The following is a 24,071-nucleotide window of genomic DNA, read 5'->3' on the forward strand; positions in this document are numbered from 1 at the left end:
CCCTACCGCCGCCGGTTCGCCCGTTTCGTCGGGACGGCCGACGCCGGGTCGTCGGGCCACGGATGCCGCGGATACCGGCCGCGCAGCTCGGCGCGCACCGCCCGGTACCCCTCGCGCCAGAACGACGCGAGGTCCGCGGTGACGGCGGCCGGGCGCCCCGCCGGGGACAGCAGGTGCACCACCACCGGCACCCGCCCGCCCGCCAGCCGGGGCGCGGCGTCCCATCCGAACAGCTCCTGCAGCTTCACGGCCAGCACGGGCTGCTCGGGCGCGTAGTCCACCCGGATCCGGGAGCCCGACGGGACCTCGATCCGCTCCGGGGCCAGCTCGTCCAGCCGCGCCGCCAGGTCCCACGGGAGCAGGCCGCGCAGGGCCGCCGCGACGTCGATGCGGGCGAGTCCCGCGCGGTCGCGGGCGCCCGCCGCCGTCGCCCAGTCCGGGACGTGCGCGAGCAGCGCCCCGTCGTCCACGGCCGGCCACGGCTCCCCCAGCGTCCGGTGCAGGAACGCGAGGCGCTCCCGGAGCGCCGCCGCGGCGGGCGTCCAGGTCAGCACGCCGGTGCCCGCCGCGCGGACGCCGTCGGCCAGCGCCGCCCGCACCCGCTCGGGATCGGGGTCGCGCAGCGGGCGCACGTCCAGCTCGATCGCCCCGAGCCGCTCGACCCGCCGCGCCGCCACGTCCCCGTCCCGCCACGCGACCTCGTCCCCGGACGCCGCGAGCGGCGCCGCCGCGAACCGGGCGACGTCCTCGTCGATCACCACGGCCTGCCGGATCCGCGCCGACGGCGCCCCCGCCGGACGGTCGGCCGCCGCGACCGCGAGCCACCGGGGCCGCGCCCCCGCGAGCGCCGACCCGTCGGCGAGGACCGCGCCCGTCCCGGACGCCATCAGGAAGTCGCGCCCGCCCTCCGCCCGGACCCGCGCGACCCGCTCGGGAAACGCGAGCGCCACCACCGCCCCCGCCACCGCATCGTCCCCCACGAACCCCCCGCCCCGCGCGGAGCCGTCCGTCCGTGCGGGGTCGCCGACCCGACCCGTGTCTCCGGACCGAGCGGCACCGCCCGCCCGGGCGGCGCCCCCCTCGCGAGCCCCGCCACCCGCCCGAGCGGGGCCGTCCGACCGTACGGGGCGGGCCGTCGCGGAAGCGGGGCTCGCGCCTGCGGCATCACCGGTCCGAGCATCGCCGCCCACCCGAGCGGGGCCGGCCGACCGTACGGGGCGGGCCGTCGCGGAAGCGGGGCTCGCGCCTGCGGCATCACCGGTCCGAGCATCGCCGCCCACCCGGGCGGGGCCGTCCGCCCGTGCGGGGTGGGCCGTGGTGGGCGGCTCGTCTCGGGGGAGGGCGGCGCGGAGGCGGCGGGACTCGTCGCGCCAGCGGGCGGCGTGGGCGTCGGCGGGCGGGCCGGGGCGGCGCAGGGCGCGCCAGGCGGCGGTCAGGTCGTCCCCGGCGGCGCGCGGCGGGGGTTCGGACAGCAGCGCGACGACCTCGGCCGCGGCGCGGGCGCCGACCTCGCGGGCGCCGTCCAGCAGGGCGCGGGCCAGGCGGGGGTGGACGCCGACGCGGGCGAGGCGGCGGCCCCGGTCGGTGGCGCGGCCGCCGGCGTCGACGGCGCCGATCGCGCGGAGGGTGGCGCGGGCCGCGTCCAGCGCGGCCGGCGGGGGCGGGTCGAGCAGGGCGAGGCCGCGCGCGTCCGGGTCGCCCCAGCACGCCGCCTGCAGGGCGAACGCGGTGAGGTCGGCCAGCTCGATCTCCGGGCGGGGACGGGACGGGCGCCGCGCGTGGTCGTGCTCGTCCCAGCAGCGGTACACGGCGCCGGGGGCCTCGCGGCCCGCGCGGCCGGCGCGCTGCTCGGCGGCGGCGCGGGACGCGCGGACGGTCGTGAGGGCGCCGAGCCCGCGGGCGTGGTCGGTGCGGGGTTCGCGGGCGAGGCCGGAGTCGACCACGACGCGGACGCCCGGCACGGTGAGGCTCGACTCGGCGACGGACGTGGCGAGCACGACGCGGCGGCCGGCGCCCGGGGACAGCACCGCGTCCTGCGCCGCCGGGGGCGCCTGCCCGTGCACCTGCAGCACCTCGGCCGGGGCGCCGCGGAGCAGGCCCGCGACGCGCGCGATCTCGCCGGCGCCCGGCAGGAAGCACAGGACGTCGCCGTCGCGTTCGGCGAGGGCGCGGCGGACGGTCGCCGCCACGTGCGCGAGCAGGGCCGGGTCGACGCGCATGCCGTGCGGGGGCGGGACGGGGCGCTCCGGGGGCGCCCACACGACCTCGACGGGGTGCAGCGCCGCCGCGGTCTCCACGACCGGCGCCGATTCCAGGAGCCGCGACCACGGGCCGGTGTCGGCGGTGGCGGACGCGGCGACGAGGCGCAGGTCGGGCCGGAGCGCGGCGCGGACGTCGAGGAGGAACGCCAGCGCGGTGTCGGCGTCCAAGTGCCGCTCGTGGCACTCGTCCATGATCACCACGTCGGTGCCGGGGAGTTCGGGGTCGTCCTGGAGGCGCTGCAGGAGCACGCCGGTGGTGACGACCTCGATGCGGGAGCCGGGGCGGTGCTCGCCGCGGACGGTCACGCCGACGCGGCCGCCGGGGCGTTCGCCGAGCAGCCACGCCATCCGCCGGGCCGCGGCGCGGGCCGCGAGCCGCCGCGGCTCGACCACGGTGATCCGCCCCGCGGGCGCCGGCGCGGGCAGGGCCAGGCCGGCGAGGGCCAGCGGGACGAGCGTGGTCTTGCCGGTGCCCGGGGGTGCGGCGAGGACGGCCGCGCCCGGGCCGTCGAGCGCGGCGCGCAGGTCCGGGACGGCCCGGTGGACGGGCAGGCGTTCGGCGGCGGCGAGGCGGTCGGCGGTGGCGGTCCCGGTCACCGCACCAGTGTGCAACGGATCAGTATGGCGCCGCGCGCCGGTACCGCAGAGTGATCAACCGTGTGAGAAATGCCACGGTATCGAAAAGGGCCGTGCGGGTTACGGTGATAGTTGCATCGACCCTTTCGAGATTGGTCGAGAAGACGTCAAAGTTCGTCCTCGGAACCACCAGGGCAGGGGATGCGAAAGGCCAGGTGGGCAATGCTTCGGAGGGCCGGGCATTGCTTTACCGTTTGACATACGTCACCGCTCGACGTGTGGTGACATTCCGCCGGGTATCCGCATAATGAGGTTGTCGTAGCAGGATGCCGGGAGGATCGCGATGATCGGCAGCTCCATCTATCTGCGGGACCGCCCCACCTTCACCGGCGGCTCGCCCCAGGCCATCTACGAGGACCTCTGGCAGCGCGACCGGAGAAAACGGTTGCGGACCCGCGCAATTCTGGCGGGCGGGACGCTGCTGGCGTGCGGGCTGCTGGTCAGCGGGGTTTTCGGAATCGCGATGGCGCTCCTGGTCGCCGCCGCTGACTCGTTCGTCCATTGGCGCATTTACCACGCTTCGCGCGTCTGGCGGCTCGGTCTGCGCGGGGACGAGCGGATGGGCCGGCTGCTGCGCCTCACCCGGGAGCGCCGCGGCCACCGGGTGCTGTACGGCCGGACCGTCCCCGGGCACGGCACCGCCGACCAGCTCGTCATCGGCTCGGACGGCCTGTGGCTGGTGCACAACGAGGCGTGGCGGCCCGACGCCGAGGTGTCGTGCCACGGCGGCCGGCTGTTCATCGACGGGCGCACCAAGACCAAGCTCGTCCGCGAGGTCACCGCGCGGGCCGACGCCGCCGCCGACCTCATCTCCGAGGCCGCCGGGACCCCCGTGAAGGTGCGGCCGCTGCTGGCGGTGCACGGCGGCGAGCTGCCCCGCCGGACGCGGCTGTTCACCGCGGACGGCATCGTGTTCGGCACCCCGCTGCGGCTCCTGCGGTACATGCGGCGCAACCCGTCCGCCGACTACTCCCCCGACGAGATCGACGCGATCATGCGCGCCGCCGTGCTCACCCTCCCGATCGGCGGCCGGCAGATGGCGCCCGCCGCCTGATCCGACGCAGCTCCGCGGGGGCCGCCTCCCGGCGCGGACCCCGCCCGACCCCGGGAGCGTCCATGCGCCCGCTCGAACACCTGCGGCCGGCGCGGTCAGACGTCGGCCGCAGGGCGCCCACCGCCCGCTCGGGTCCCGCCGCCCGAGCGGGCGGTGCGGCGCAGCCACAGCAGGCCCAGCACCGGCAGCACCAGCGGCACGAACCCGTAGCCGCGGCCGTACCCGGACCAGACGGTCGCGTCGGGGAACGCCGCGGGATCGGCGAGGCTGAGCGTCCCCACCACCAGCACGCCGGCGAGCTCGACCGCGCAGGCGGCCACCGCGACGCGGAACGAGGTGCGCCCGCCGAGCGCCAGCGCCACCGTCGCCAGGACGTAGACGGCGGCGGCGAGCGCCGACAGCGCGTAGGCGACCGGCGCCTCGCCGAAGTCCGTGGCGATCTGCACCCCGGCCCGGGCCCCCGCCGCCAGCGCGAAGATCGCGTAGACGGCGACCAGCAGGCGTCCCGGCCCGCTCCCGGTACCGCCCGCGCGGGCCTCGGCGTCGGCGCGGGCGCCGTCGTCCGCGCGGGCTCCGGGCCGGCCGTCCCGGACCTCGGGCCCGGTCTCGGGTTCAGGCAACGGTCCCGCTCCACAGCTGGTTCATCCTGACGATCATCACCGCGACGCCCAGCGCGGCGACCACGATGACCCCGGGCCCCCAGCGGGTGCGCTCCAGCAGGCCCCACCCGGCGCCCGCCGGCGGGATCAGCAGCACCCCGATCAGGTAGCCCGCGAAGGTCGTCGCCGGGTCGGGCCCCTCGCCGCCGCCGAGCTTGACGAACCCGACGACCGCCTGCGCGATCAGCAGGATTTCCAGGACGCCGAGCACCACCAGGTGGCCGACGCTCATCGGCCGGTCCCGCACCGCGGTGACCAGCGCGTACCCGGCCGTCAGCAGAGCCGCCACGATGACCGCGGTCGCCAGCACGTTCGTCACGCCGACCAGAGTACTACCGCGTGTAGAGCACGGCGTCCGTGGCAGCATGGCGGGCGTGACAGCGCTGCAGTGGCTGAACCTGACCCGGCACGGCGAGAGCACCGGCAACCTGGCCCACCGGGACGCGGAGCGCGCGGGCGCCGAGGACGCCGGGATCCCCGAGCGGGACGCCGACATCCCGCTGACGGACCGCGGCCGCGCCCAGGCCGAGACCCTCGGCCGCCGGCTCGCCGGCCTCCCCCCGGACGAGCGCCCCACGCTCGTCGTGTCGTCCCCCTACCTGCGGGCGCTCGACACCGCCCGGATCGCGCTCGCGCAGACGTCCTGGGCCGGCCCCTCCGCCCCGGACGGGCCGCGGCTGCGGGTCGACGAACGGCTCCGCGACCGCGAGCAGGGCGTCCTGCAGGGCCTCACCGCGCTCGGGGTGCGGCGCCGCTTCCCCGTCGAGGCCGAGCGGGCCCGGCACCTCGGCAAGTTCTACCACCGCCCGCCCGGCGGGGAGTCGTGGGCCGACCTCGCCCTGCGGCTGCGGTCCTTCTACCGGGACCTGGAGGCCGACGCCCCCGGCGGCCGGGCTCTGGTGGTGGCGCACGACGCGATCGTCGTGGTGACCCGCTACCTGGTCGAGGAGCTGACCGAGCAGGAGATCATGCAGATCGAGAAGGAGCCCGTCGGCAACTGCTCGCTGAGCCGCTGGCGGGACGACGCGGGCGGCCTGCGCCCCGTCTGCTACAACGACACCGCCCACCTGACCGGCCCCGGCGCCCCCGCGGGCCTCGGCCCCGACGACGGCTGACGGACGCGCCCGGTCAGACGGCGTCGTCGTCGCTGAGGAGCCGGTCGCTGCGGGTCGTGACGGCGGCGCGGCGCGGATCGCCCGGCGGCAGCACCGCGCCCAGCCGCTCCAGCGCCTCCAGGTCGCCCCGCCCCGGCTCCGTCTGCGCGTACGCCCACAGCGCCTCGGCGCCGCCCCGGTCGAGGGCCTGCCGCCGCATCAGCACCGCCAGCTCGTCCCGCTCGGCGCGGACGGCGGGCGCGTCCGACCGGGGCAGCAGCTCCCCCGCGTACAGCCGCGCGGCCGCCGGCACGTCCCCCTCGTCCAGCAGCCGCCGGACCGTCCGGAAGTCGGCGTCGACCGCGCAGTCCAGCCGGTACGGGCGGGCCCGGACGAGCCCGCCGAGCCGGTCGCGGAGCCGGTGGATCTCCGCGCGGACGGTGCCGGGCGAGCCCTCGTCCCCGTACAGCAGCCACGACAGCCGGTCGCCCGTCAGCCCCTGCGGGTGCAGCGCCAGCAGCGTGAGGATCTCCGCGTGCCGCAGCGTCAGCGGCACCGGCCGCCCGTCCACCCGGGCCACCGGCGGGTCGGCGCCGAGCAGCGCCAGCGCCAGCAGCGGCCCGCCCTCCGCCCGGGGCGCCGCACCGGCCGGTCCGCGGCGGGCGGCCCGCCCCGCGTGCGGGCGCAGCAGGTAGACCTCGCCGAGCGGCTCGGCGAACATGTCGCGGCCGTCCGGCAGCGTGATCGTCGCGCCCGGTTCGGGCACCGCGAGCCGCCGCCCCCGCCACGCGTCCGGGCCGCCCGCCAGGATCCGGCCGGTCGCGGTGAGCAGCGCCGCCCCGCTCATCCCCGACAGGTGCGGCAGGTAGCGCTCGCGGAACCGCTCGTCCCGCCGGTGCATCTCCACCTCCAGCCGCGACTCGGCGAGCCGCGCCGCCGTCGCGACGAGCGCCGCCATCGCCGGATGCAGCCGGTCGACGGTCGCGCTGACGTCGACGCAGCCGATCACCCGCCCGGTGTCGGGGTCGGTGACCGGCGCGCCCGCGCACGACCACCCGTGCAGGACGTGCGCGACGTGCTCGGCCGCGTACACGTGCTGCGGCCGCCCCTCGGCGAGCGCCGTGCCGATCCCGTTCGTCCCGACCGCGTCCTCGGCCCAGCAGAACCCTTCCAGCAGCCCGATCCGCTCGGCGGCGCGGCGCGTCCGGCGCGGCCCCTGCGTCCACAGCACCCGGCCCGCCTCGTCGGTGATCACCAGCAGGTGCTCGGTCTCGTCGGCGACGCCCCGCAGCAGGTCCCGCAGCAGCGGCAGGTGCGGCGCGAGCGGGTGGGCGGCGCGGGCGTCGGCGAGCACGTCCCGGTCGAACACCAGCGGGGCGGACGGCACCGCGGCGTCCACGCCGGCGTCCCGGGCCCGCCGCCACGACTCGGCGATCGGCGGACGCGGGCGGGCCGCGCGTTCCCTGGCCGTCATCGGCGAGCTCCCCCCGGGTGCGGACACATCGGGGTTTGAGAATCGGCCGTATCGGAGGGCCGCGCAAGCGGTTCCCCGCAACCGGCCCGACCGTTTTTCGCCACGCTGCGTGATCGGACGGTCGCAACGTGCTTGCAACGTGCGGCGGCCTACCGTACCGACCGCCGGGAGCCGAGGGGTCTCCCGAGGGGGTCCCGCCGCCCCGCACGCGTCCGGGGGGAATGCGTGCGGGGCGGCGGGCCGGGGCCGGCAGGGGCCGGCCCGCTCCCGGCGACCAGGGGGAGGACGAACCATTGCTGTGCCTGACCTGCCATCGAGTCCGCCCGGCTCTCGACCGGACCGACTACACTTCCGACCGCGCTCTTCTCATCCTCCGGCGGGGACTGTGCGCGTGCCTCGCGCCACCGCCGCCGCCCGCGTGGAGCCGCACCGCGCGCCCGTCCGGGCCGGACGTCCCGAGGGCGCGGCCGCGGAGCGCCGCGCGGCGGCCCCCGACCCCGGGCCCGCAGGGCCGGTTCGCACCGTCCGTCCCGGTCGACCGAACCGACACGTGAATTGCATGGGGCGTTCACGTCCCGTTCGCCTAGAGTTAAAGGAGCATCCCGTCGCCGGCCCCTGGGGGGAGCATCATGACCGTTATCCCGGGTCTCGTCCGCCGCGCCGCCGCGGAGGCGGAACGCCAGTTGCGCGGAGGCGCCGCCCTCCTCAGCAGACTGGGCCGGGACCTGGAACGGTCGGCCGACCTGGAGCGGCTGCTGCCCTCGCACTCCGCGCGGCTGCGCGCCCTGGAGGACGCCCTCCGCGCCCGGGACGCCGAACTGCGGGAGCTGCGCACCGAACTCGACTCGCTCGTCTCCCAGCTCAACGACCGCCTCCTGCCGCGCATCGACGAGCGCATCGACGACACCGAACGGGACGTCTCGGCGATCATCGCGGGCCTCGTCCGCGCCGGCCGCGACACCGCCGACCAGGGCACCCGGCTGCAGACCGCCGACCGCCGCATCGACGACCTGCGCGCCCGCCTCGCCCAGCTCGAGCAGCGCACCGGCCTGTGGCGCGACGTCCAGGCCAACATGGCCCGCCTCGGCGACGACCTCGACTCCCTGCGCGCCCGCCTGGTCGTGCACACGACCGAGCCCGAACCGGCCCCCGTCCAGAACATCGCCGACCGCCCCGCCTGACCCCGCCCCGTACCCAACGGCCATCCGCAACCCGCCCATCGCCGGGATGCCCGCGGGGCGGAGGTGAGGGTGGGCGGGCGTATCGTCGCATTCGGGACGCGGTGTGCGGTCGTGCGCGACGGGCCGCCGGTCCCGGGCGTCCCGTTCGCCGTCGTCCCCGGTGCCGCCGCGGCGGGCCGGCGCGGCGCGGGGCGCGCGCTCGTCGTCTAGCCGAACGGAACCTGTTTTGACCATTGCCGAGCCGACCTCCCCCGCCGCCCGCCGCGGATTCGCCAGCGACAACCAGGCGTCCGTCCACCCCGAGATCCTCGCGGCGCTCGCGGCGGTGAACGAGGGGCACCAGCCCGCCTACGGGGACGACGCCGTCACGGCGCGGCTCCGCGAGGTCGTCCGGGAGCACTTCGGCGCGCGGGCCGAGGCGTACCCGGTGTTCAACGGGACGGGCGCGAACGTGGTCGCGCTGCAGGCCATGTCGGAGCGGTGGAGCGCGGTGATCTGCCCCGACTCGGCGCACATCAACACCGACGAGTGCGGCGCGCCCGAGAAGATCGCGGGCATCAAGCTCGTCACCGCGCCCGCGCCGGACGGGAAGCTGACGCCCGCGGCGGTGGAGCGGCTCGCCGTCGGGTCCGGCAGCGTGCAGCGCGCGCAGCCCGCCGTGGTGTCGATCAGCCAGAGCACCGAGTTCGGGACCGTCTACACCCCCGAGGAGGTCGCGGCGGTCGCGGCGGCGGCGCACGAGCGCGGGCTCGGCGTCCACATGGACGGCGCCCGGCTCGCCAACGCGGCCGCGGCGCTCGGCGTCCCGATGGGGGCGCTCACCACCGACGCGGGCGTGGACGTCCTGTCGTTCGGCGGGACGAAGAACGGGCTGCTGCTCGGCGAGGCCGTCGTCGTGCTGAACCCGGACGCCGCCCGCGGGGTCGAGTTCCTGCGCAAGTCGAGCCTGCAACTGGCGTCGAAGATGCGGTACGTGTCGGCACAGCTCGTCGCGCTGCTGGAGGGCGACCTGTGGCACCGCAACGCCGCGCGGGCCAACGCGATGGCGCGGCGGCTGGCCGACGGCGCGGGCGCGCTGCCCGGCGTGGAGATCACCCAGGCGGTGCAGGCCAACACGGTGTTCGCGATCGTGCCGAAGGACGTGTGCGAGCGGCTCCGCGAGCGGTTCGCGTTCTACGTGTGGGACGAGCGGACGGGCGAGGTCCGCTGGGTGTGCTCGTTCGACACCACCGAGGAGGACGTCGACGCGTTCGTCGCGGCGCTCGCCGCGGAGCTGCCGGGCTGACGTCCCGTCCGCCGGCGGGCCGGGTCCGGATGCGGACGCGGGGGCGGATTGCCGGGACGCCCGCCGGTGATCCCGATCATCGGAACCAAGCGAACGCTTGGGAGTACCTCCGGGTTATCGTGTCCCGAACTGGATTCGGTACGAGAGAGGCGAGCCTGATGGCCAACCGCACCTTCGTCGTCGGCGTGGGCATGACCAAGTTCGAGAAGCCGGGCTCCCGCGACTGGGAGTACCCCGACATGGCCAAGGAGGCCGTCGGCAAGGCCCTCGAGGACGCCGGCGTCGGCTACGACAAGATCGAGATGGCGTACGCCGGCTCGATGTACGGGTCGATGGGCCAGCGCGCTCTCTACGAGACCGGCATGACCGGCATCCCGGTGATGACGGTCATGAACGCGTGCGCCACCGGGTCCAGCGCGCTGTTCCTCGCCCGCCAGGCCGTCCGCGGCGGCCTCGCCGACTGCGCGCTCGCGCTCGGCATGGAGAAGATGAAGAAGGGCTCGCTCGGCGCGGGCATGGACTCCAAGGTCACCATCATCGACCACCACCTGCGCTCGATGACCGCGGGCCGCGAGTGGGAGCTGGACAAGGCGCCGATGCCGCAGATGTTCGGCAACGCCGGGCGCGAGCACATGGAGAAGTACGGCTCCACCCCCGACCACTACGCCTGGATCGGGTGGAAGAACCACAAGCACTCGGTGAACAACCCGTACGCGCAGTTCCAGGACGAGTACTCCCTGGACGACGTCAAGAACGCCACGATGATCTTCGACCCGCTCACCAAGCTGCAGTGCTCCCCCACGTCCGACGGCGCCGGGGCCGCGCTCGTCGTCAGCGAGCGGTTCCTCGACGAGCACGACCTGTGGGACCAGGCCGTCGAGATCGCCGGGCACACCATCACCACCGACACCGGCGCCAGCTTCGAGGACAACTCGTCGATCCAGGTCGTCGGGTTCGGCTGCTCGCAGCGCGCCGCCCGCGCCGCCATGGAGGAGGCGCAGGTCGGCATCGAGGACGTCGACGTCATCGAGCTGCACGACTGCTTCAGCGCCAACGAGCTGATCACCTACGAGGCGCTCGGCATGGCCGAGGTCGGCGAGGGCCACAAGCTCGTCGACGACCAGGCCACCACCTACGGCGGCACGTGGGTCGTCAACCCGTCCGGCGGGCTGATCTCCAAGGGGCACCCGCTCGGCGCCACCGGCCTCGCCCAGTGCGCGGAGCTGACCTGGCAGCTGCGCGGCAAGGCCGGCGCCCGCCAGGTCGAGGGCGCCCGCGTCGCCCTCCAGCACAACATCGGCCTCGGCAGCGCCTGCGCCGTCGCCGTCTACAAGCCCGCCACCGCCTGACGCACCGCCCGGCGCCCGTCCGTCCGGTCCCCGCACCGGACGGACGGGCCGAACGCGGGGCGGTCATGCGACAAACTTTGCCTCTTGTCTCACAGGGTGTGCGGCTCTACGCTCGGAGGTGAGCGACCCCCGACCAGGAGGTGCGATGCCCGCCTCGCCCCCGACGGCCGCCCGCGCCCCGCTCGGCCCCGGCACCCTGCTGTGGCGGCACGCGGCCGACGTGCGCTCCCTGCTGCCCGGCGCCGCCGCCGGGCTCCTGCAACTCCTGCACCCCGGGATCGGCGCCGGCGTCACCGAGCACTCCGCGTTCTTCGACTCCCCGTTCGACCGCATCCACCGGTCCGTCCCGCAGATCTGGGCCACGATCCTCGCCCCCGACGGGGACGACCGCGGCCGCGCCATCCGCGACCTGCACCGCGGCATCGGGGGCGTCGACGAGCACGCCCGCCGCTACCACGCCCTCGAACCCGAGACGTTCTGGTGGGCGCACGCCACCTTCACGTGGGAGATCTTCAAGGCCGCCGAACTGTTCCACCCCGGCACGCTCACCGCCGAGGAACGCGAGCGCATGTACGCCGAGACCGTCACGTGGTACTCCCGCTACGGCGTCAGCATGCGCCCCGTCCCCGCCGATTACGCCGCCTTCCAGTCGAAGTTCTGGCACGTCTGCGCCGAACGCCTCGAACTCACCCCCGCCGCCGCCCGCGGCCTGGAGATCGCCAAGCACGGCTCCGACACCGTCACCCTGCTGCCCGTCGGCGGCCCCCGCCTCGACCGCGCCGGACGGATCGTCGCCGAGCGGCCCCTGCGGCTCGTCACCTTCGGCTGCCTGCCGACGATCGTCCGCGACCGCTTCGGCATCCCGTGGAGCCCGCTCGACCAGGCCCGGTTCGCCGCGCTCGCGGCGGCGAACCGGCAGGGCTACCGGATGATCCCCACCGGCCTCAACCACTGGGCGCTGCGCAGCATGCTCCGCTACATCGGCTCCCGCACCCGCGACCAGCGGTACACCCCCGCCGCCTGACCGGCGCCCCCGTCACGAGCGCGGCAGCGGCATCCGCTCGCGGACCTCCCCGCACACCGCGAGGGCCAGCGCCACGTCCTCGTCGGTCAGCCCCGCGTGCGCCGACAGCCGGACGAGGTTGCGGTGCGGCGACGCCGCCTGCGGGAACAGCGCGGCGCTGAACACGTCCCGCTCCATCAGCGCGTCCCGCAGCAGCAGGGCGTCCGGTTCCGTCCCCGTCTCCACCGCGACGATCTGCGTGTCGGCGTCGACGAGCCGGTAGCCGAGCCCGGCCAGGCCGTCCCGCAGGCCGCGGGTCACCGCGTGCAGCCGCTCCCGGCGCCAGCCCTCCTCCCGCACGATGCCCAGCGCCGCCCGCAGCCCCGCGACGTCGTGCGCCGGCAGCGCCGAGCCGCACACCGCCGGGAACGCCGCGCCGGCCAAGCGGTCGGCGAATTCCGGACGATCGCAGACGATCAGCCCGGCCCGCGCGTGCAGCGCCTTCGACAGGCTCGCGGTGCGGAAGTCGACACGGCCGACGAGCCCCAGCTCCCCCACCAGGCCCTCGCCGCGCTCCCCCCGCACGCCCAGCGAGTGCGACTCGTCCACCACCAGCAGGCAGTCGCGCTCCTCGGCCAGCCGGACGAGCGCGTCGAGCGGGCCGCGCGCCCCGCTCGTCCCGTACACGGCGTCGACCACCACGACCCCGGACCCGCCCACGTCGATCCGCCGCCGCAGGTGGTCGAGGTCGTTGTGCCGGAAGTACGCGATCTCCGCCCCGGCCGCGCGCGCCCCCTCCCACAGCGACAGGTGCGCCAGCGCGTCCAGGTACACCGGCACGTCCGGACCGGCCACCACCTGCATCAGCCCGGCGTTGGCCGCCCACCCGGACGGGCACAGCACCCCGGCCTCGGCGCCCATGTGCCGCGCGAACGCCTCGCCCAGCGCGACCTGCGGGTGGTCGGCGGGCGGGCGGCGCGCCCGCGCCACCGTCCCGCCGGCGTCCGCCGCCCGCAGGCCCGCGATCATCGCCCCCGTGATCGCCGGGTGCTCGCCGAGCGCGAGGTAGTCGCTGCAGGTGAGCACGACCGTCCGATCGCCGTCGGGCACGCGCGAGCGCGGCACGCGCGGCGCGTCGCCCGCGCCGTGGAAGTCCCTCATGCGGTTGCCCAGGCGCCGGTGCGCGCTCGTCATCGCCGTCACTCTCCCCCGTCACGGATACGTCACTCAGTGTAGCGCGACCTAATCAGCATGTGAAAAGGATCTATGGAGACCCCCAAACACCCCACCCCGGACGTTCGCAGCCGCCGATCCCGCCCGTCACCTTTACAATGTAGATCACATACGGCTCACCCGGACTGCTACCCTGACCGCACGCCCGGCTCCGAGCAGACCGGACGCCGGCCGGCCCGCAGGCCACCGCAAGGCCGTCGTGGCGGGCTTCCAGGGACCTCCCCTTCTCGCCGCCCTCGCGCACCCGGCACCCTCCGCCGGAGACACCGTCGCCCGAGCCGCCCCAGCTCTCTGCGGCCCCTCCTCCACACCCGGAAGCGTCACCAGCGGTCCCGTGCCGTGAACCGGCCCGAGTCCACCGCTCCAGACGCCCCGGCGGCACGCATCCCCGACATCCCGGGCCTCCCCGGCCGGCCGCGCACGTTCCGCGCGTCCCCGGGTGGGGCCCTGCCGTGCCGTCCGACGTCTCGGGAGTCCCCTTGCCTTTCGCCGTCTACGTCCTCGGGCTCGCCGTCTTCGCCCAGGGCACCTCGGAGTTCATGCTCGCCGGCCTGCTGCCCGGCATCGCCGCCGACCTGGACGTGTCCGTCCCGGCCGCGGGCCTGCTGACGTCCGCGTTCGCCGCCGGCATGGCCGTCGGCGCGCCGCTGATGTCGTTCCTCGCCCACCGCAGCCCCCGCCGCCGCGCACTCCTGGCGTTCCTGCTCGCCTTCGTGGCCGCGCACGTCGTCGGCGCCCTCGCCCCCGGCTACGCGCTGCTGCTGGTCACCCGCGTCGCCGCCGCGTTCGCGAACGCCGGGTTCTGGGCGGTCGCCCTCGCGGCGGCCGTCCGCATGGTGCCGCCGGACGCCCGCGCCCGCGCCACCGCCGTCGTGGTCGGCGGCGTCACCGTCGCGTGCGTGATCGGCGTCCCCGCCGGCGCGGCGCTCGGCGGTCACTGGGGCTGGCGGTCCGCCTTCTGGGCCGTGGCGCTCGTCTCCCTGCCCGCCGTCGCCGCCATCGCCCGGACGATCCCGGACGAGCGTCCCGACGTCCCGAGCCCGCGCCGCGAACTGCGCGTCCTGCGGGACCGGCGCGTCCTCCTCGCGCTACTGACCAACGCGCTCGTCCAGGGTGCGACGTTCTGCACCTTCACCTACCTGGCGCCGCTCGCCACCCGCGTCACGGGACTGGACGAGGCGCGGGTCCCGGCGATCCTGGCCCTGTTCGGCGCCGGCGCGTTCGTCGGTGTCGCGCTCGGCGGCCGGATCGCGGACGCGCATCCGGCCGCCGCCGTCCTGGCCGGCGCGGGCTGCCTCGCGGCCGGCTGGGCGGCGCTCGCCCTCACCGCCGGGAACCCGGCCGCCGCGACGGTGCTCGTCTTCGTGCAGGGCATGCTCGCGTTCGGGACGGGCCCCGCGCTGATCGCCGGGGTGCTGCGGGCGGCCGCCGAGGCGCCCGCGCTCGCCGGCGGCTTCGCCACCGCCGCCTTCAACGCGGGCGCCGTCCTCGGCCCGTGGCTGGGCGGTTCCGCGATCGGCGCGGGCCTCGGCCACCGCTCCCCCGCCTGGGCGAGCGCGCTGCTGATGTGCCTCGCCGTCGCGGTTCAGGTCAGCGCGCTGCGGGCGGCCGCCCCGGCGAACGCCGGCAGGTAGCCGAGCCGCTGGCCGCGCGCCGTCGGGTGGTAGGAGTCCTCGAAGGGCCACGCGACCGCGTTGAGCCAGTCGTCCCCGGAGCACAGCTCGTGCCCGTCGAACTCGTCGCGGACGTCCGACCACGCGAACCCGGCGCGGGCCGCGGCCTTCTGGATCGTCTCGTCGAGGGCGTCCGCGGCCCCGTTGAGCGCCTGCCGCTTCGTGTTGCCGATGCCGACGCAGCCGCTGACGATCGTGTAGAGGCGCGGGTACCCGAGCACCACCACCCGCGCCCCGGGCGCCCGGTCGCGGATCTTCCCGTACAGGTCGTCCAGCCGGCCCGGCAGCGTGTTCGCGATGTACCGCTCGGCCTCCGCGACCCGGCTCTCGCACGCCGACGTCGACTGCAGGACGCACGTCAGCATCACGTCCGAGAACCCTGCGTCGTTCCCCCCGACCGTGATGCTGACGAGCGTCGTCGCGTCGCTCAGCGCGCCGAGCTGCCCGCTCGCGACGTCCGTCGACGTCGCCCCGGAGCACGCGGCGAACTTGTACGATTCCGTCTCATTCTGCGCGGCCCACAGATTCGGATAGGCGTTCGCGCTGCGCGTGCAGGAACCGCTCGCGGGATCGTAATCCCCCGCGCCCGTCCCGGACGAGTACGAATCACCGAGCGCGACGTACCGGACTCCGGCCGCCGACGCGGACGCGGGCCACACGATCGAGCCGGCGGCGAGGACGGCCGCGCCGAGAGCGGCCAGGCAGGGGCGAGAGAAGCGCATCACCACTCCGGGGAAAATCGATGGGCGTCGCTCCCCTTTCTACCCGCACCGCCATTCCCTCAAGCCACCCAACAGATCAACGCTTTTCGTCACATTCCGCCATTGAAAAGCCCGAATCGACCAACGCAGTGATCATTCCCAGCACACAATACGCCCAAAACTCGAGCAGAGCATTATCCAGACCCCGCCTTCCCGGCCGCCGATCACGGACGCCATGGACCGGTGCCCGCGGTCACTTGGTCGCGGACACGCAGGATCTCGGTGAAGGCCCGCTGCCGGCGCGGAATCCCGTGCACGAGCATCGTCTCCCGCGGCGAGACCTCGTCGACGACGTCGAGCAGCCCCCGGCGGTCGGCGTGAGCGGACAGCCGCATCGTCGCGACGCGGGCCCGCACCGGGACCGTGACCTCGCCGCCGTGGTCCGGCAACGTGAACGTCCCGCGCGCGTCCGCCAGGTCCAGCAGCGCGCGTCCGGGCGACTCCTCGTCCTGGTAGCCGGAGATGAACAGGGCGCTGCCGGGCTCCGGCAGGATCCGCCGCGCCCACTGGACAGCGGGCCCGCCGTTCAGCATCCCGGACGTGGAGATGACCACGCCCGTCCGGAACGTGTCCAGCTCCCCCGGCCGCGCCGCGACCGCCGTCCCCCCGCCGAGGATGCGCAGCGACGGGTCGAGGGCCTCGAACTCGGCGGCCAGCTCCGCCGCCATGCCGTCGATCCGCACCGGCACTTCCGGCAGGTGGCGCCGCATGATCAACGCAAGCTCCTGCGCGCGGCCGAGCGCGAACGCCGGGATCAGCACCCTGCCCCCGCCCCGGTGCACCTCGGCGACCGCCCGCACCAGCTCCCCCACCCGCATGCCGCGGTCGTCGTGGTCCTCCGTGCAGCACGTCGACTCCATGACCAGCAGATCGGCGCCGCGTGCCGACTCCGGCACGGCATACCCGTCCACGGTTTCCTGCCGGAAGCCCGAGATGTCCCCGGTGACGACGACGCGCCGCTCCCCTGCACGCACCACGACACCCGCGGCGCCGAGGATGTGCCCCGCGGGAAACAGCTCGATGGTCAGCGCCCCGATCCGGCGGGACGCTCCGAACGCCAGCTCCTCGCAGCGCCGCACCGCCGCCGCGACGTCACCGTGCCCGTAAAGCGCCGCGTCCCCGGCGTCGCCCCAGCGAGCGCGGCCGCGCGCCCGTCCCGCCATCACCTTCACCGTGTCGGCCCACATCGTCGGCATGAGCGCCACGGTCTGCGGGGTGGCGACGACCCGCAGCCCCGGCCGCCGCGCGACCAGCGCGGGCACGTACCCGCAGTGGTCGGTGTGGGCGTGCGTCACGACGGCGGCGTCCAGCGGCCCGTCGAGCGCCCGCTCGATGTCACGCGGCGGCCCGCCGGGGTCGCCCGGCCGCAGCCCGGCATCGACGAGGATCCGCGTCCCACCCGCCTCGACCAGCAGGCACGACCCGCCGATGTGATCGTCCCCGCCGAGCGGCACGACCCGCAGGTCCAGCTCCCGGACGGCCGCGACCGGCGGCGGCGACGGATCCACGAGCGCCCGCAGGGCAGTGACCAGCTCCTCCGGCGCCCGCCACGCGACGTCCGCCGCGGGCGCCCGGCCGTCCGGAGCGGGTGCGGCACCACTGGGCTCCCCGGACGTCTCCTCGAGCAGGGCGAGCAGCGCGGCGGCGAGGCCGCGCGGATCCGTCCGGCGGAGCCGCTCGTTCTCCAGGCGCCGCCGGAGGTCGGCGATCCGGCCGTCCCGTTCGGCCAGCGCCTCGCCCGCCGCTTCGAGCGCGCGGGCGTTGTCGGCGGCGTCGCGCCGCGCGTAGTCCAGCCGCCCGTTGGCGACACCGAGCCGCTGTCGCAGGTCCTCGATCCTGCGTTCCCGGCGCTCCGCCGCGCGATCCCGGGCGGGCTCGATCCAGCGCCGGGCCGCCCGGACGACGCCGTCGTCCGGATGCAGCAGTACGGCGGCCAGCGCGCGCGCCTCGTCGTCCGGGCCCGCCGCCGCCAGCCGTTCCGCCGCCCGGCGGCGCACGGCGGGGAAGCGCTCGACGAGGTCCAGCAGCATCCCGCGGCGGTCCTCGACGAGGACGTCCGCGGACGCGGCGAGGCGTGCGCCGGACGGACGGTCCAGCACCTCGGCGGCGACGGCGCGCAGCACGGCGCCCGCCGCAGCCCCGGCACGGGTCACGCCCGCCCCGTCCGCCGGTGCGCGAGGCGCGTCGCGTCGGCGAGCACCGGTTCGCAGCCGAGGCCGCCGTCCCCGGGCACCAGCGCGCCGAGCAGGTGCAGCGCCTCGACCAGGTCGTGCGTCCCGGTGTAGCCGTGCGCCGCCAGGTCACCGGGGGTCAGCATCGGCGTGCCGTCCTCCCCGTACGCGGAGAGCAGCGCCGCCAGGCCCTCCGCGGAGTCGCGGAGCTCCTCGCCGTCGGCGCACAGGACCCGCCACGCCGCGGCGAGGCAGCCGTCGGCCTGCACCCCCGCGTCCTCCAGAAGTGTCTGCGGCCTTTCCCGCAACTGGGCCAGGACGTGGTCGAGGGTTTGGTCGGCGTCGCCGGCGTGCTCGGTGATGAGGGTGACGACCCGGCCGACCAGCGTCGGCCAGCCGCCAGTGCGGCGTACCAGCTCCCGCTGGCCGGCGTCGTCGGGGAACACCAGGGAGTCCTCCCGCATCCACTGCCGGACGGCGGGCGCGTCGAAGCGCCGCAGCCCGACCAGGCGGACGTCGTCGGCGGCGGTCAACCGTGCCCACGCGGGCGCCGACGCCGGTCCGGTCACCAGGACGATCGCGAGCGTGCCCTGCCCCGAGCGGTCCGCGACGGCGGCCGCGGCCTCGGCGAGCCGCCGCTCGAACCGGCCGGTGTCGCAGGCTCCCTGCAGGTCCATGACGATCACGTCGTGCCCGGCGTTCATCCGCGCCCGGCGCACCGCGCCGTCGAACGACCGTTCCCCGGAGCGGACGACCTGGACCGTGAGGTTCGGCCGGCGCGCCTGCGCGCTCTCCATGCACGCCGCGACTCGTTCGACGTGCAGGGCCGCGGACCCGGCCACGACGTGCACGCCGGGCCGGGGGCGCAGGAGCCCGGTCAGCTGCGCCAGGCTCAGCGGCGCGCGCTCCGGCCCGTCCCGGTACACCATCCGGTAGGAGTGCGCGTCGAACTGCTCCGGGTCCTCGAAGTCGGCCGTGCTCTGCAGGACGTTCTCGACGTCGCGCTCGCCGCCCAGCAGCGTCAGGATGTGCGGGGTGCGCAGCCTGTACCGGTCGCCGTCCGTCCCCAGCACGCCGAGGTTGACGCACTCGTCCAGGAGGCTCTGGAAGTCGTCGCCCGTGCAGCCCCGGAAGCCGTCCGCCCACCAGTAGCGGCACTCGTCCCGCAACTCCTGGACGGCGAGCGCGGTGTCGGCGCCCTCGGCGATGGCCTGCAGGGCCACCGTGTAGGCGATGACCTTGTACCGCTTGTCCAGGTTGAGGGTGAGGTCGAAGAGCTTCTGGAACTGCTCCATCAGCTTCTTGTCGCGCCACACCCCCGCTACGTCCTCGCGGGTGATCTCGTACGGGAGCGGCCGCGGATCGCCGCGCAGTCGCGCCAGCAGTTTTTCGGCGAACAGCTGGACGAGCGCGGGCGCGTTGTTCGACTCGGCGATGACGCGCGCGGCGAGCGTCTCGGGGAAGGTGTACCCGAGGGTCGCCAGCGGCCGGACGAGCAGGTCGAAGGCGTCCTGCGGGTCGAGCGGGCCGACGGCGATGGGCGTGCCGAGGTGGGCCAGCGGCTGGTTCGGCAGGCTCTCGAACCGGGCCGTCTGGTGGAGGCCCGCCCACACCACCTTGACTCGGCGGTCGGTGTCCAGCATGAGGTTGCGCAGGGCGATGACGTCCTCGAACCGACCGCCGTCGGCGTCCTGGTTCAGGAACCGGTCCGCCTCGTCCAGGAGGATCAGCAGCTGCCTGCGCGGGTCGCTCCGGATCCAGTCCTTGACCCCGTCGACGACCGGTTCGCGTTCGGCGAGGCCGCGCCGGACCACACCCTCCTGAGCGAGCCGGTCGGCGAGCTGCGGCCACATGCTCACAGAGCTCGCGCCGACCGCCTGGATGTTGTCCAGGATGACCTTCCGGTCCGGGTCGGTGTCGAGGATGTGCCGCTCGGCCTTGCGCAGCAGCGCCGACTTGCCGAGCTGCCTGCCCCCGTACACGAACGACGGTCCCTTGGGGTCGGTGACCCGCCGGAGTTGCTCGGACCGCCCGAAGAACATCTCCTCGGGGACGTCGCGCCCCGGCGCGTACGGGTTCGTGGCGGTGAACGGGGCCATCACCGCCACCGAGGCCGCCCAGTCCTGGGAGCGGCAGGCGAGGTAACCGATCGCCGCGTCGTCCAGGACACCGGCGACGGGGGCGGGGCGCCCCAGCGCGGCCCGGGCGAGCTGCTCGCGGTCGTCCCGCGACAGCACCCCGAAGTACAGCACCAGCACGGTCGTGCCCTCGGGCCGCTCCTTCAGCAGCTCGATCAGCTGCGGCGAGCCGGGACGCCCCCACAGCAGGAGCAGGGTCAACCGCTGCCCGGACGGGCTCATCTGCGTTCCGAACGCCGGCAGCAGCACCCCGGCCTTCGTCTTGACGAACCTGACGTCGTCCAGGGCGATCCACTGCCGGTCGCCGGAGCGTTCGGCGGCGCCCTGCCGCCCCTCCAGCCCGACCATCTTCAGGATCGCGTCGATCATCGACCGCAGGTTCCCCGGGGTCTTGTTCTGCCCCTTGTCACGCAGGTTGAGCCACTTGCGAAGCCCCTCTCCGGCCACCCTGCGGTCGGCCTCCCGGAGGCTGGGGACGGTGATGCCCGCCCCCTCCAGCAGGGCCTCCAACTCCCGGTCGCGCACGTCACGGCCGGCGATCAGCGCCTCCTGCAGTTCCGTCAGCGGCCCGCCGGTCTCGTACTTGCGGGCCCGGCCGCCCGCCCGCGTCGCGGCGCGATGGAACGCCTCCGGGAACGCCGGATAGAACCGCACGAAGTCCGTCTCGCCGGGCCGCGCCGGGAGCGGCCGGCCGTCCGCCACCTGCGCGAGGAACTCCCGGGCGGTGATCAGGTCGTCCGCGTCGATGTGCCGCTCGATCCGCGCGACGTCCGCCGGGTCCAGCCCCGCGGCCTCGCCGGCCAGTCGGGTCCGGAGCCGCGCGATGCCGTCCGCGCGCAGCCGGTCGAGGTCGGCGGCCAGCTCGTCCAGCCGTCGCCACACCCGGTCGAAGTCGTCGCGGTCGCCGGCGAGGCCCCGCAGCGCCTCCTCGATCCGGTCCCCCCGGTCCGGGGTGATCAGCCCGTCCCGGACCGACCGCGCCACCTGGTCGCGCATCGCCTCAACCCGCCGCACACGCTCCTCCCGCGCCCGCCCCACCAGCTCGTCGCGACGCGCGCGCAGCCGCACCGCGGCGTCCGCGTCCGACATCTGGACGACGGCCACGATCGCCTCCGTCCCCTCGTGGTCGAACCGCGCCGCCCTGGCCTCGAACGCCGCCGCCCAGTCCGGCTCGTCCGCCGCCACCGCGGTCAGCTCCACCGCCGTCGGCGGCCGGTTCGGCGCGAACGTCCGCGGGTCCACCGGCAGCCCGGGGGCCAGGAGCAGGTCCCGGTTGAGAAGCCGGTCGGCGACCGGTTCGGCTTCCGGCAGCGGCTCACCGTCCAGCAGCGCGAACGCGCTCTCCAGCAGGGTGCGGACGGCTGCGGCGACCGCCGGGCCGGGCCCGTCCGCCGCCATCTCCGCCAGCGCGTCGTCGATCCGCGGCCGCTGCTCCCCGACCGTCTCCCGGAGCCGCTGCAGCGGCCCGGCCAGCCACTCGGGCATGTCCGGCGCGTGGTCGCCCGCCTGCTGCGCGACGGTCGCCCACCGGCCCACCACGTTCAGCGTGGAGTCGATCAGCCCGTACAGCTTGTTCCGCGCCCCGGCGATGATGCGCTTGCCCTTCTTGGGACGGTTGATCCGGGCGTCGGTCTCGTCGATGAGCCGTTCGATGCCGTTCCCGCCGCGCAGCCGGACCACCCGTGCCGCCGTCTCGGCCGCCCGCGCGGCGTCGTCCGCCGCCGCCACCCGAAGCAGCCGCTCCAACTCGCCGTCCCGCGCCGCCAGCGCCTTCCACACCTCGGTGGCGCGCGGCAGCTTCACGGTGCGGTGCGGCGCCTCCTCCAGCAGCCGTCCCGCCTCGCGCGCCAGGCCGCGACGGGCGTCCATCATGCCCGCGGCGCCGCGGACCCACCCGTCCGTCCCTGGGGAGAGGTGCACCCCGCTCCGGGCGGCCTCCATGAACGCCTCGCCGCATTCTCGGAGCACCGGGTAACGCGACACCACGACGTTCAGGCTCTCCATCGGTCGCGTCGCCTCCGGGTACACGAGCCCCGCGCGGATGGCAGCGGCCCACGCCAGCACACGGCCCGCCGGGTCCGCGGCCAGCGCCCTGGCGTCCAGGTCGCGGGCCCGGGCGACGAACTCCGACGACAGCAGCCCGGTGGGCTGCGCCGTTTCCGCCGCGAGCCCGGCGCACCAGCGCGCGTCGCTCTCCGCGCCGGGCCGTCCCGCCGCACGCCGCAGCCATCCGGCGAGCCCGAACCGTCCGGCGCGCAACGCCGCGGCCTCCGCGTCCGCGAACCCGTCCGGCAGGAGGCCCGCGCCGTCCGGCCCGTCCGGTCCTGCTGGCCCGGAGGTCTCGGAGGTCTCGGAGGTCTCGGAGGTCTCGGAGGTCTCGGCCTGCGGCCGCGAACCCGGTTCGAGACCCGCCCGGCCGGGCCGCCGCTCGACGCCCTGCCGCACCGTTCCCTTGCCGTCCTCCGGGCCGCGCGCGTCCGCCGCCGCCCGCGGCCGCGGAACCGCCGCCTCCGCGCTGGACGAACGGTGCACGGCGGTCTCTTTCCGCTCGACGTCCGCAAGGAACGCGTCCAACGCAGCCAGCTCGTCCTCGTCCCGCTCGGGCACCGGCGGCCCGGAGTCGGAGGGCCCGGAGTCGGACCGCTCGGACTCCAGCGCCTCGGGCACCGGCGGCTCCGAACCCGACGGTTCGGCCGACGCCTCCTGCGGGCGGGCTGCCGCATGCTCCGGCTCGGCGGACGCCGCGACCGGGGCCTCCGGCTCCTGCGCCGCGGCGGGCGGGGCCTCGGCCGGAGCGGGGGCGGGACCGTCGCCGGAGCCCGGGCCGTCCGTGCCGCCGTCGTCGGTCTCGGTGACGGAGAGCTGACCCGCGATGGCGTGGTACACGAGCTTCTGCCACCGCTCCGGCAGTTCTCCCACGACTCCGCCGGCCAGCTCCGCGGCGCGGGCCGGCGCGTCCCGCGTCACCTCGATGAGCTCGGCGAGTTTCGCGAGTCCGGCCCCGTCGCCGGACAGCGCCGCGGCGCGCACCTCGCGCACCTCCTCGGCCACCGCGTCGGGCCCGGTCAGTCCGCGCAGCGCACGGACCCGCTCCTCCTGACGATGCCCCGCCGCCGCGCCCCGCACGGCGTCCAGGAGCTCGGGCAGTGAGGCAGCGTCCAGCCCCGGCGCGGCGGCGTCAATCCGGGCCCGCAGGTCGTCCAGCTCGGCGACCGCCGCCGTGACGAGGCGGACGTCGCCGTCGTCGGGCCGGCGTTCCATGCGCAGCCGCGCGGCGGTGCGGTCGGCGGCCTCGGCCGCGAGAGCGAAACGGCCGCGCAGCTCGTCGAGTGCGCTCGCGAGCTCTTCCAGGGGCGGGCGGGTCGTCATGGAGCACTCGCTCTCCGCGTGCGGCTCGGAGGGCCGGCATGCGAAATCTCGAAGGGTCGGGAGGTCGATCGGGTCCGCCGGCAGCGCGGGATGCTCGCGCGCCAGCCTGTTCCAGGCCGCACGGGCGGCGGGACGGTCGCCGAGCAGGGCGAGCGCCAGGGGCGCGAGCGGCCGGTCCTCCTCGATCGCGCACACCAGGCACCAGTGGACGATCGAGTCCGGGACCGTCCACCGCAGGAGGAGGCTCAGCGCGGGCGCCCGGCCGAGGACCTCCGGCGCGGTCGCCGGATCCAGCAACCGCGCGCAGTCGGCGGCGTCGAGCCGGTCGACGTTGCCGAACGCGTGCAGCCAGGGCGCCGCGAGCAGGAGGCGAATGTGCCGCCGCCGCCCCGGCTCACCGTTGCGCAGGGTGCGCAGAAGCATGTCGGCGGACCGCTCCGTGGCCTTCCCCGCCGCACCGAGCCGGACTACGCCCAGCAGTCGGCGGGCGTGCTCCGACGCCGCCGCGACCAAGAATTCCCGCACGTCCGCGACGGTGATCGCCGACAAGGTCTCGGCGGCGAGTTCCGGCAGTCCGCCGACCTGCGCGGCGATCGGTCCGAACGGTGCCGGCCCCTCGTCGTGCCGCCTGCGGTGACGTCCATGCCCCACGGTTCACCCGCCCTCCCAAGCAACGTGTCGGGGAGCATATGAGACAGGTCAGCACATGTCCATCAAGCACCAGTATTGA

At 75.9% G+C, this 24,071-nt stretch carries 15 protein-coding genes; 7 read left to right on the forward strand and 8 right to left on the reverse strand.

Annotation, left to right across the window (positions count from 1 at the left end):
- Positions 1–2 precede the first annotated feature (2 nt).
- Positions 3–2,858, reverse strand: a complete 2,856-nt coding sequence (locus H505_RS52525) for an ATP-dependent RNA helicase (RefSeq protein WP_064743719.1) — start codon at positions 2,856–2,858, stop codon at positions 3–5.
- A 322-nt stretch (positions 2,859–3,180) separates the two neighbouring features.
- Between H505_RS52525 and H505_RS0128180 the strand changes: the two genes are divergently transcribed.
- Positions 3,181–3,951 (forward strand): hypothetical protein, encoded by a 771-nt coding sequence (locus H505_RS0128180; RefSeq protein ID WP_026404658.1) that lies wholly within the window; start codon positions 3,181–3,183, stop codon positions 3,949–3,951.
- A 95-nt stretch (positions 3,952–4,046) separates the two neighbouring features.
- Here the strand turns inward: H505_RS0128180 and H505_RS44805 are convergent, their stop codons facing one another.
- Positions 4,047–4,451: a hypothetical protein gene (locus H505_RS44805; RefSeq protein ID WP_051301263.1), complete on the reverse strand. Its 405-nt coding sequence runs from the start codon at positions 4,449–4,451 to the stop codon at positions 4,047–4,049.
- Between the two features lie 112 nt (positions 4,452–4,563).
- Positions 4,564–4,929 carry a hypothetical protein gene (locus tag H505_RS0128190; protein WP_026404659.1) on the reverse strand — a complete coding sequence of 122 codons (366 nt, stop codon included), beginning with the start codon at positions 4,927–4,929 and terminating at the stop codon, positions 4,564–4,566.
- Positions 4,930–4,975: 46 nt separating this feature from the next.
- Between H505_RS0128190 and H505_RS0128195 the strand changes: the two genes are divergently transcribed.
- Positions 4,976–5,725: a histidine phosphatase family protein gene (locus tag H505_RS0128195; RefSeq protein WP_026404660.1), complete on the forward strand. Its 750-nt coding sequence runs from the start codon at positions 4,976–4,978 to the stop codon at positions 5,723–5,725.
- 13 nt (positions 5,726–5,738) lie between these two features.
- Here the strand turns inward: H505_RS0128195 and H505_RS44810 are convergent, their stop codons facing one another.
- On the reverse strand, positions 5,739–7,178 hold the full coding sequence (locus tag H505_RS44810; RefSeq protein ID WP_051301256.1) for a helix-turn-helix domain-containing protein: 1,440 nt from the start codon (positions 7,176–7,178) through the stop codon (positions 5,739–5,741).
- A 629-nt stretch (positions 7,179–7,807) separates the two neighbouring features.
- On the opposite strand from H505_RS44810, the gene H505_RS0128205 reads away from it, so the two are divergent.
- From H505_RS0128205 to H505_RS44815, 4 genes are all read left to right on the forward strand, one after another.
- Positions 7,808–8,359, forward strand: coding sequence for a hypothetical protein (locus H505_RS0128205; RefSeq protein WP_026404661.1), 552 nt, complete (start codon positions 7,808–7,810; stop codon positions 8,357–8,359).
- 226 nt (positions 8,360–8,585) lie between these two features.
- Positions 8,586–9,644, forward strand: a complete 1,059-nt coding sequence (locus H505_RS0128215) for a beta-eliminating lyase-related protein (RefSeq protein ID WP_051301257.1) — start codon at positions 8,586–8,588, stop codon at positions 9,642–9,644.
- A gap of 158 nt (positions 9,645–9,802) precedes the next feature.
- On the forward strand, positions 9,803–10,993 hold the full coding sequence (locus H505_RS0128220) for a thiolase C-terminal domain-containing protein (protein ID WP_026404663.1): 1,191 nt from the start codon (positions 9,803–9,805) through the stop codon (positions 10,991–10,993).
- Between the two features lie 145 nt (positions 10,994–11,138).
- Positions 11,139–12,017: an oxygenase MpaB family protein gene (locus H505_RS44815; protein WP_034520227.1), complete on the forward strand. Its 879-nt coding sequence runs from the start codon at positions 11,139–11,141 to the stop codon at positions 12,015–12,017.
- A 12-nt stretch (positions 12,018–12,029) separates the two neighbouring features.
- On the opposite strand, the gene H505_RS44820 is transcribed toward H505_RS44815, so the two are convergent.
- Positions 12,030–13,190, reverse strand: a complete 1,161-nt coding sequence (locus H505_RS44820; protein ID WP_157433154.1) for an aminotransferase class I/II-fold pyridoxal phosphate-dependent enzyme — start codon at positions 13,188–13,190, stop codon at positions 12,030–12,032.
- A 518-nt stretch (positions 13,191–13,708) separates the two neighbouring features.
- Between H505_RS44820 and H505_RS0128235 the strand changes: the two genes are divergently transcribed.
- Positions 13,709–14,863 (forward strand): Cmx/CmrA family chloramphenicol efflux MFS transporter, encoded by a 1,155-nt coding sequence (locus tag H505_RS0128235; protein ID WP_026404664.1) that lies wholly within the window; start codon positions 13,709–13,711, stop codon positions 14,861–14,863.
- Here the strand turns inward: H505_RS0128235 and H505_RS0128240 are convergent.
- From H505_RS0128240 to H505_RS0128250, 3 genes are all read right to left on the reverse strand, one after another.
- Entirely contained in the window at positions 14,815–15,624 is an 810-nt protein-coding gene (locus tag H505_RS0128240; protein WP_026404665.1) for an SGNH/GDSL hydrolase family protein, read from the reverse strand. The two genes, H505_RS0128235 and H505_RS0128240, sit on opposite strands and share 49 nt — an antisense overlap.
- Before the next feature lie 203 nt (positions 15,625–15,827).
- Positions 15,828–17,816: an MBL fold metallo-hydrolase gene (locus H505_RS0128245; protein WP_026404666.1), complete on the reverse strand. Its 1,989-nt coding sequence runs from the start codon at positions 17,814–17,816 to the stop codon at positions 15,828–15,830.
- Positions 17,813–23,992 (reverse strand): hypothetical protein, encoded by a 6,180-nt coding sequence (locus H505_RS0128250; protein ID WP_026404667.1) that lies wholly within the window; start codon positions 23,990–23,992, stop codon positions 17,813–17,815. Before H505_RS0128250 ends, H505_RS0128245 begins: the two co-directional genes overlap by 4 nt.
- Positions 23,993–24,071: the final 79 nt, after the last annotated feature.

Source organism: Actinomadura rifamycini DSM 43936 (assembly GCF_000425065.1).
In the GTDB taxonomy this organism is placed as follows: Bacteria; Actinomycetota; Actinomycetes; order Streptosporangiales; family Streptosporangiaceae; genus Spirillospora; species Spirillospora rifamycini.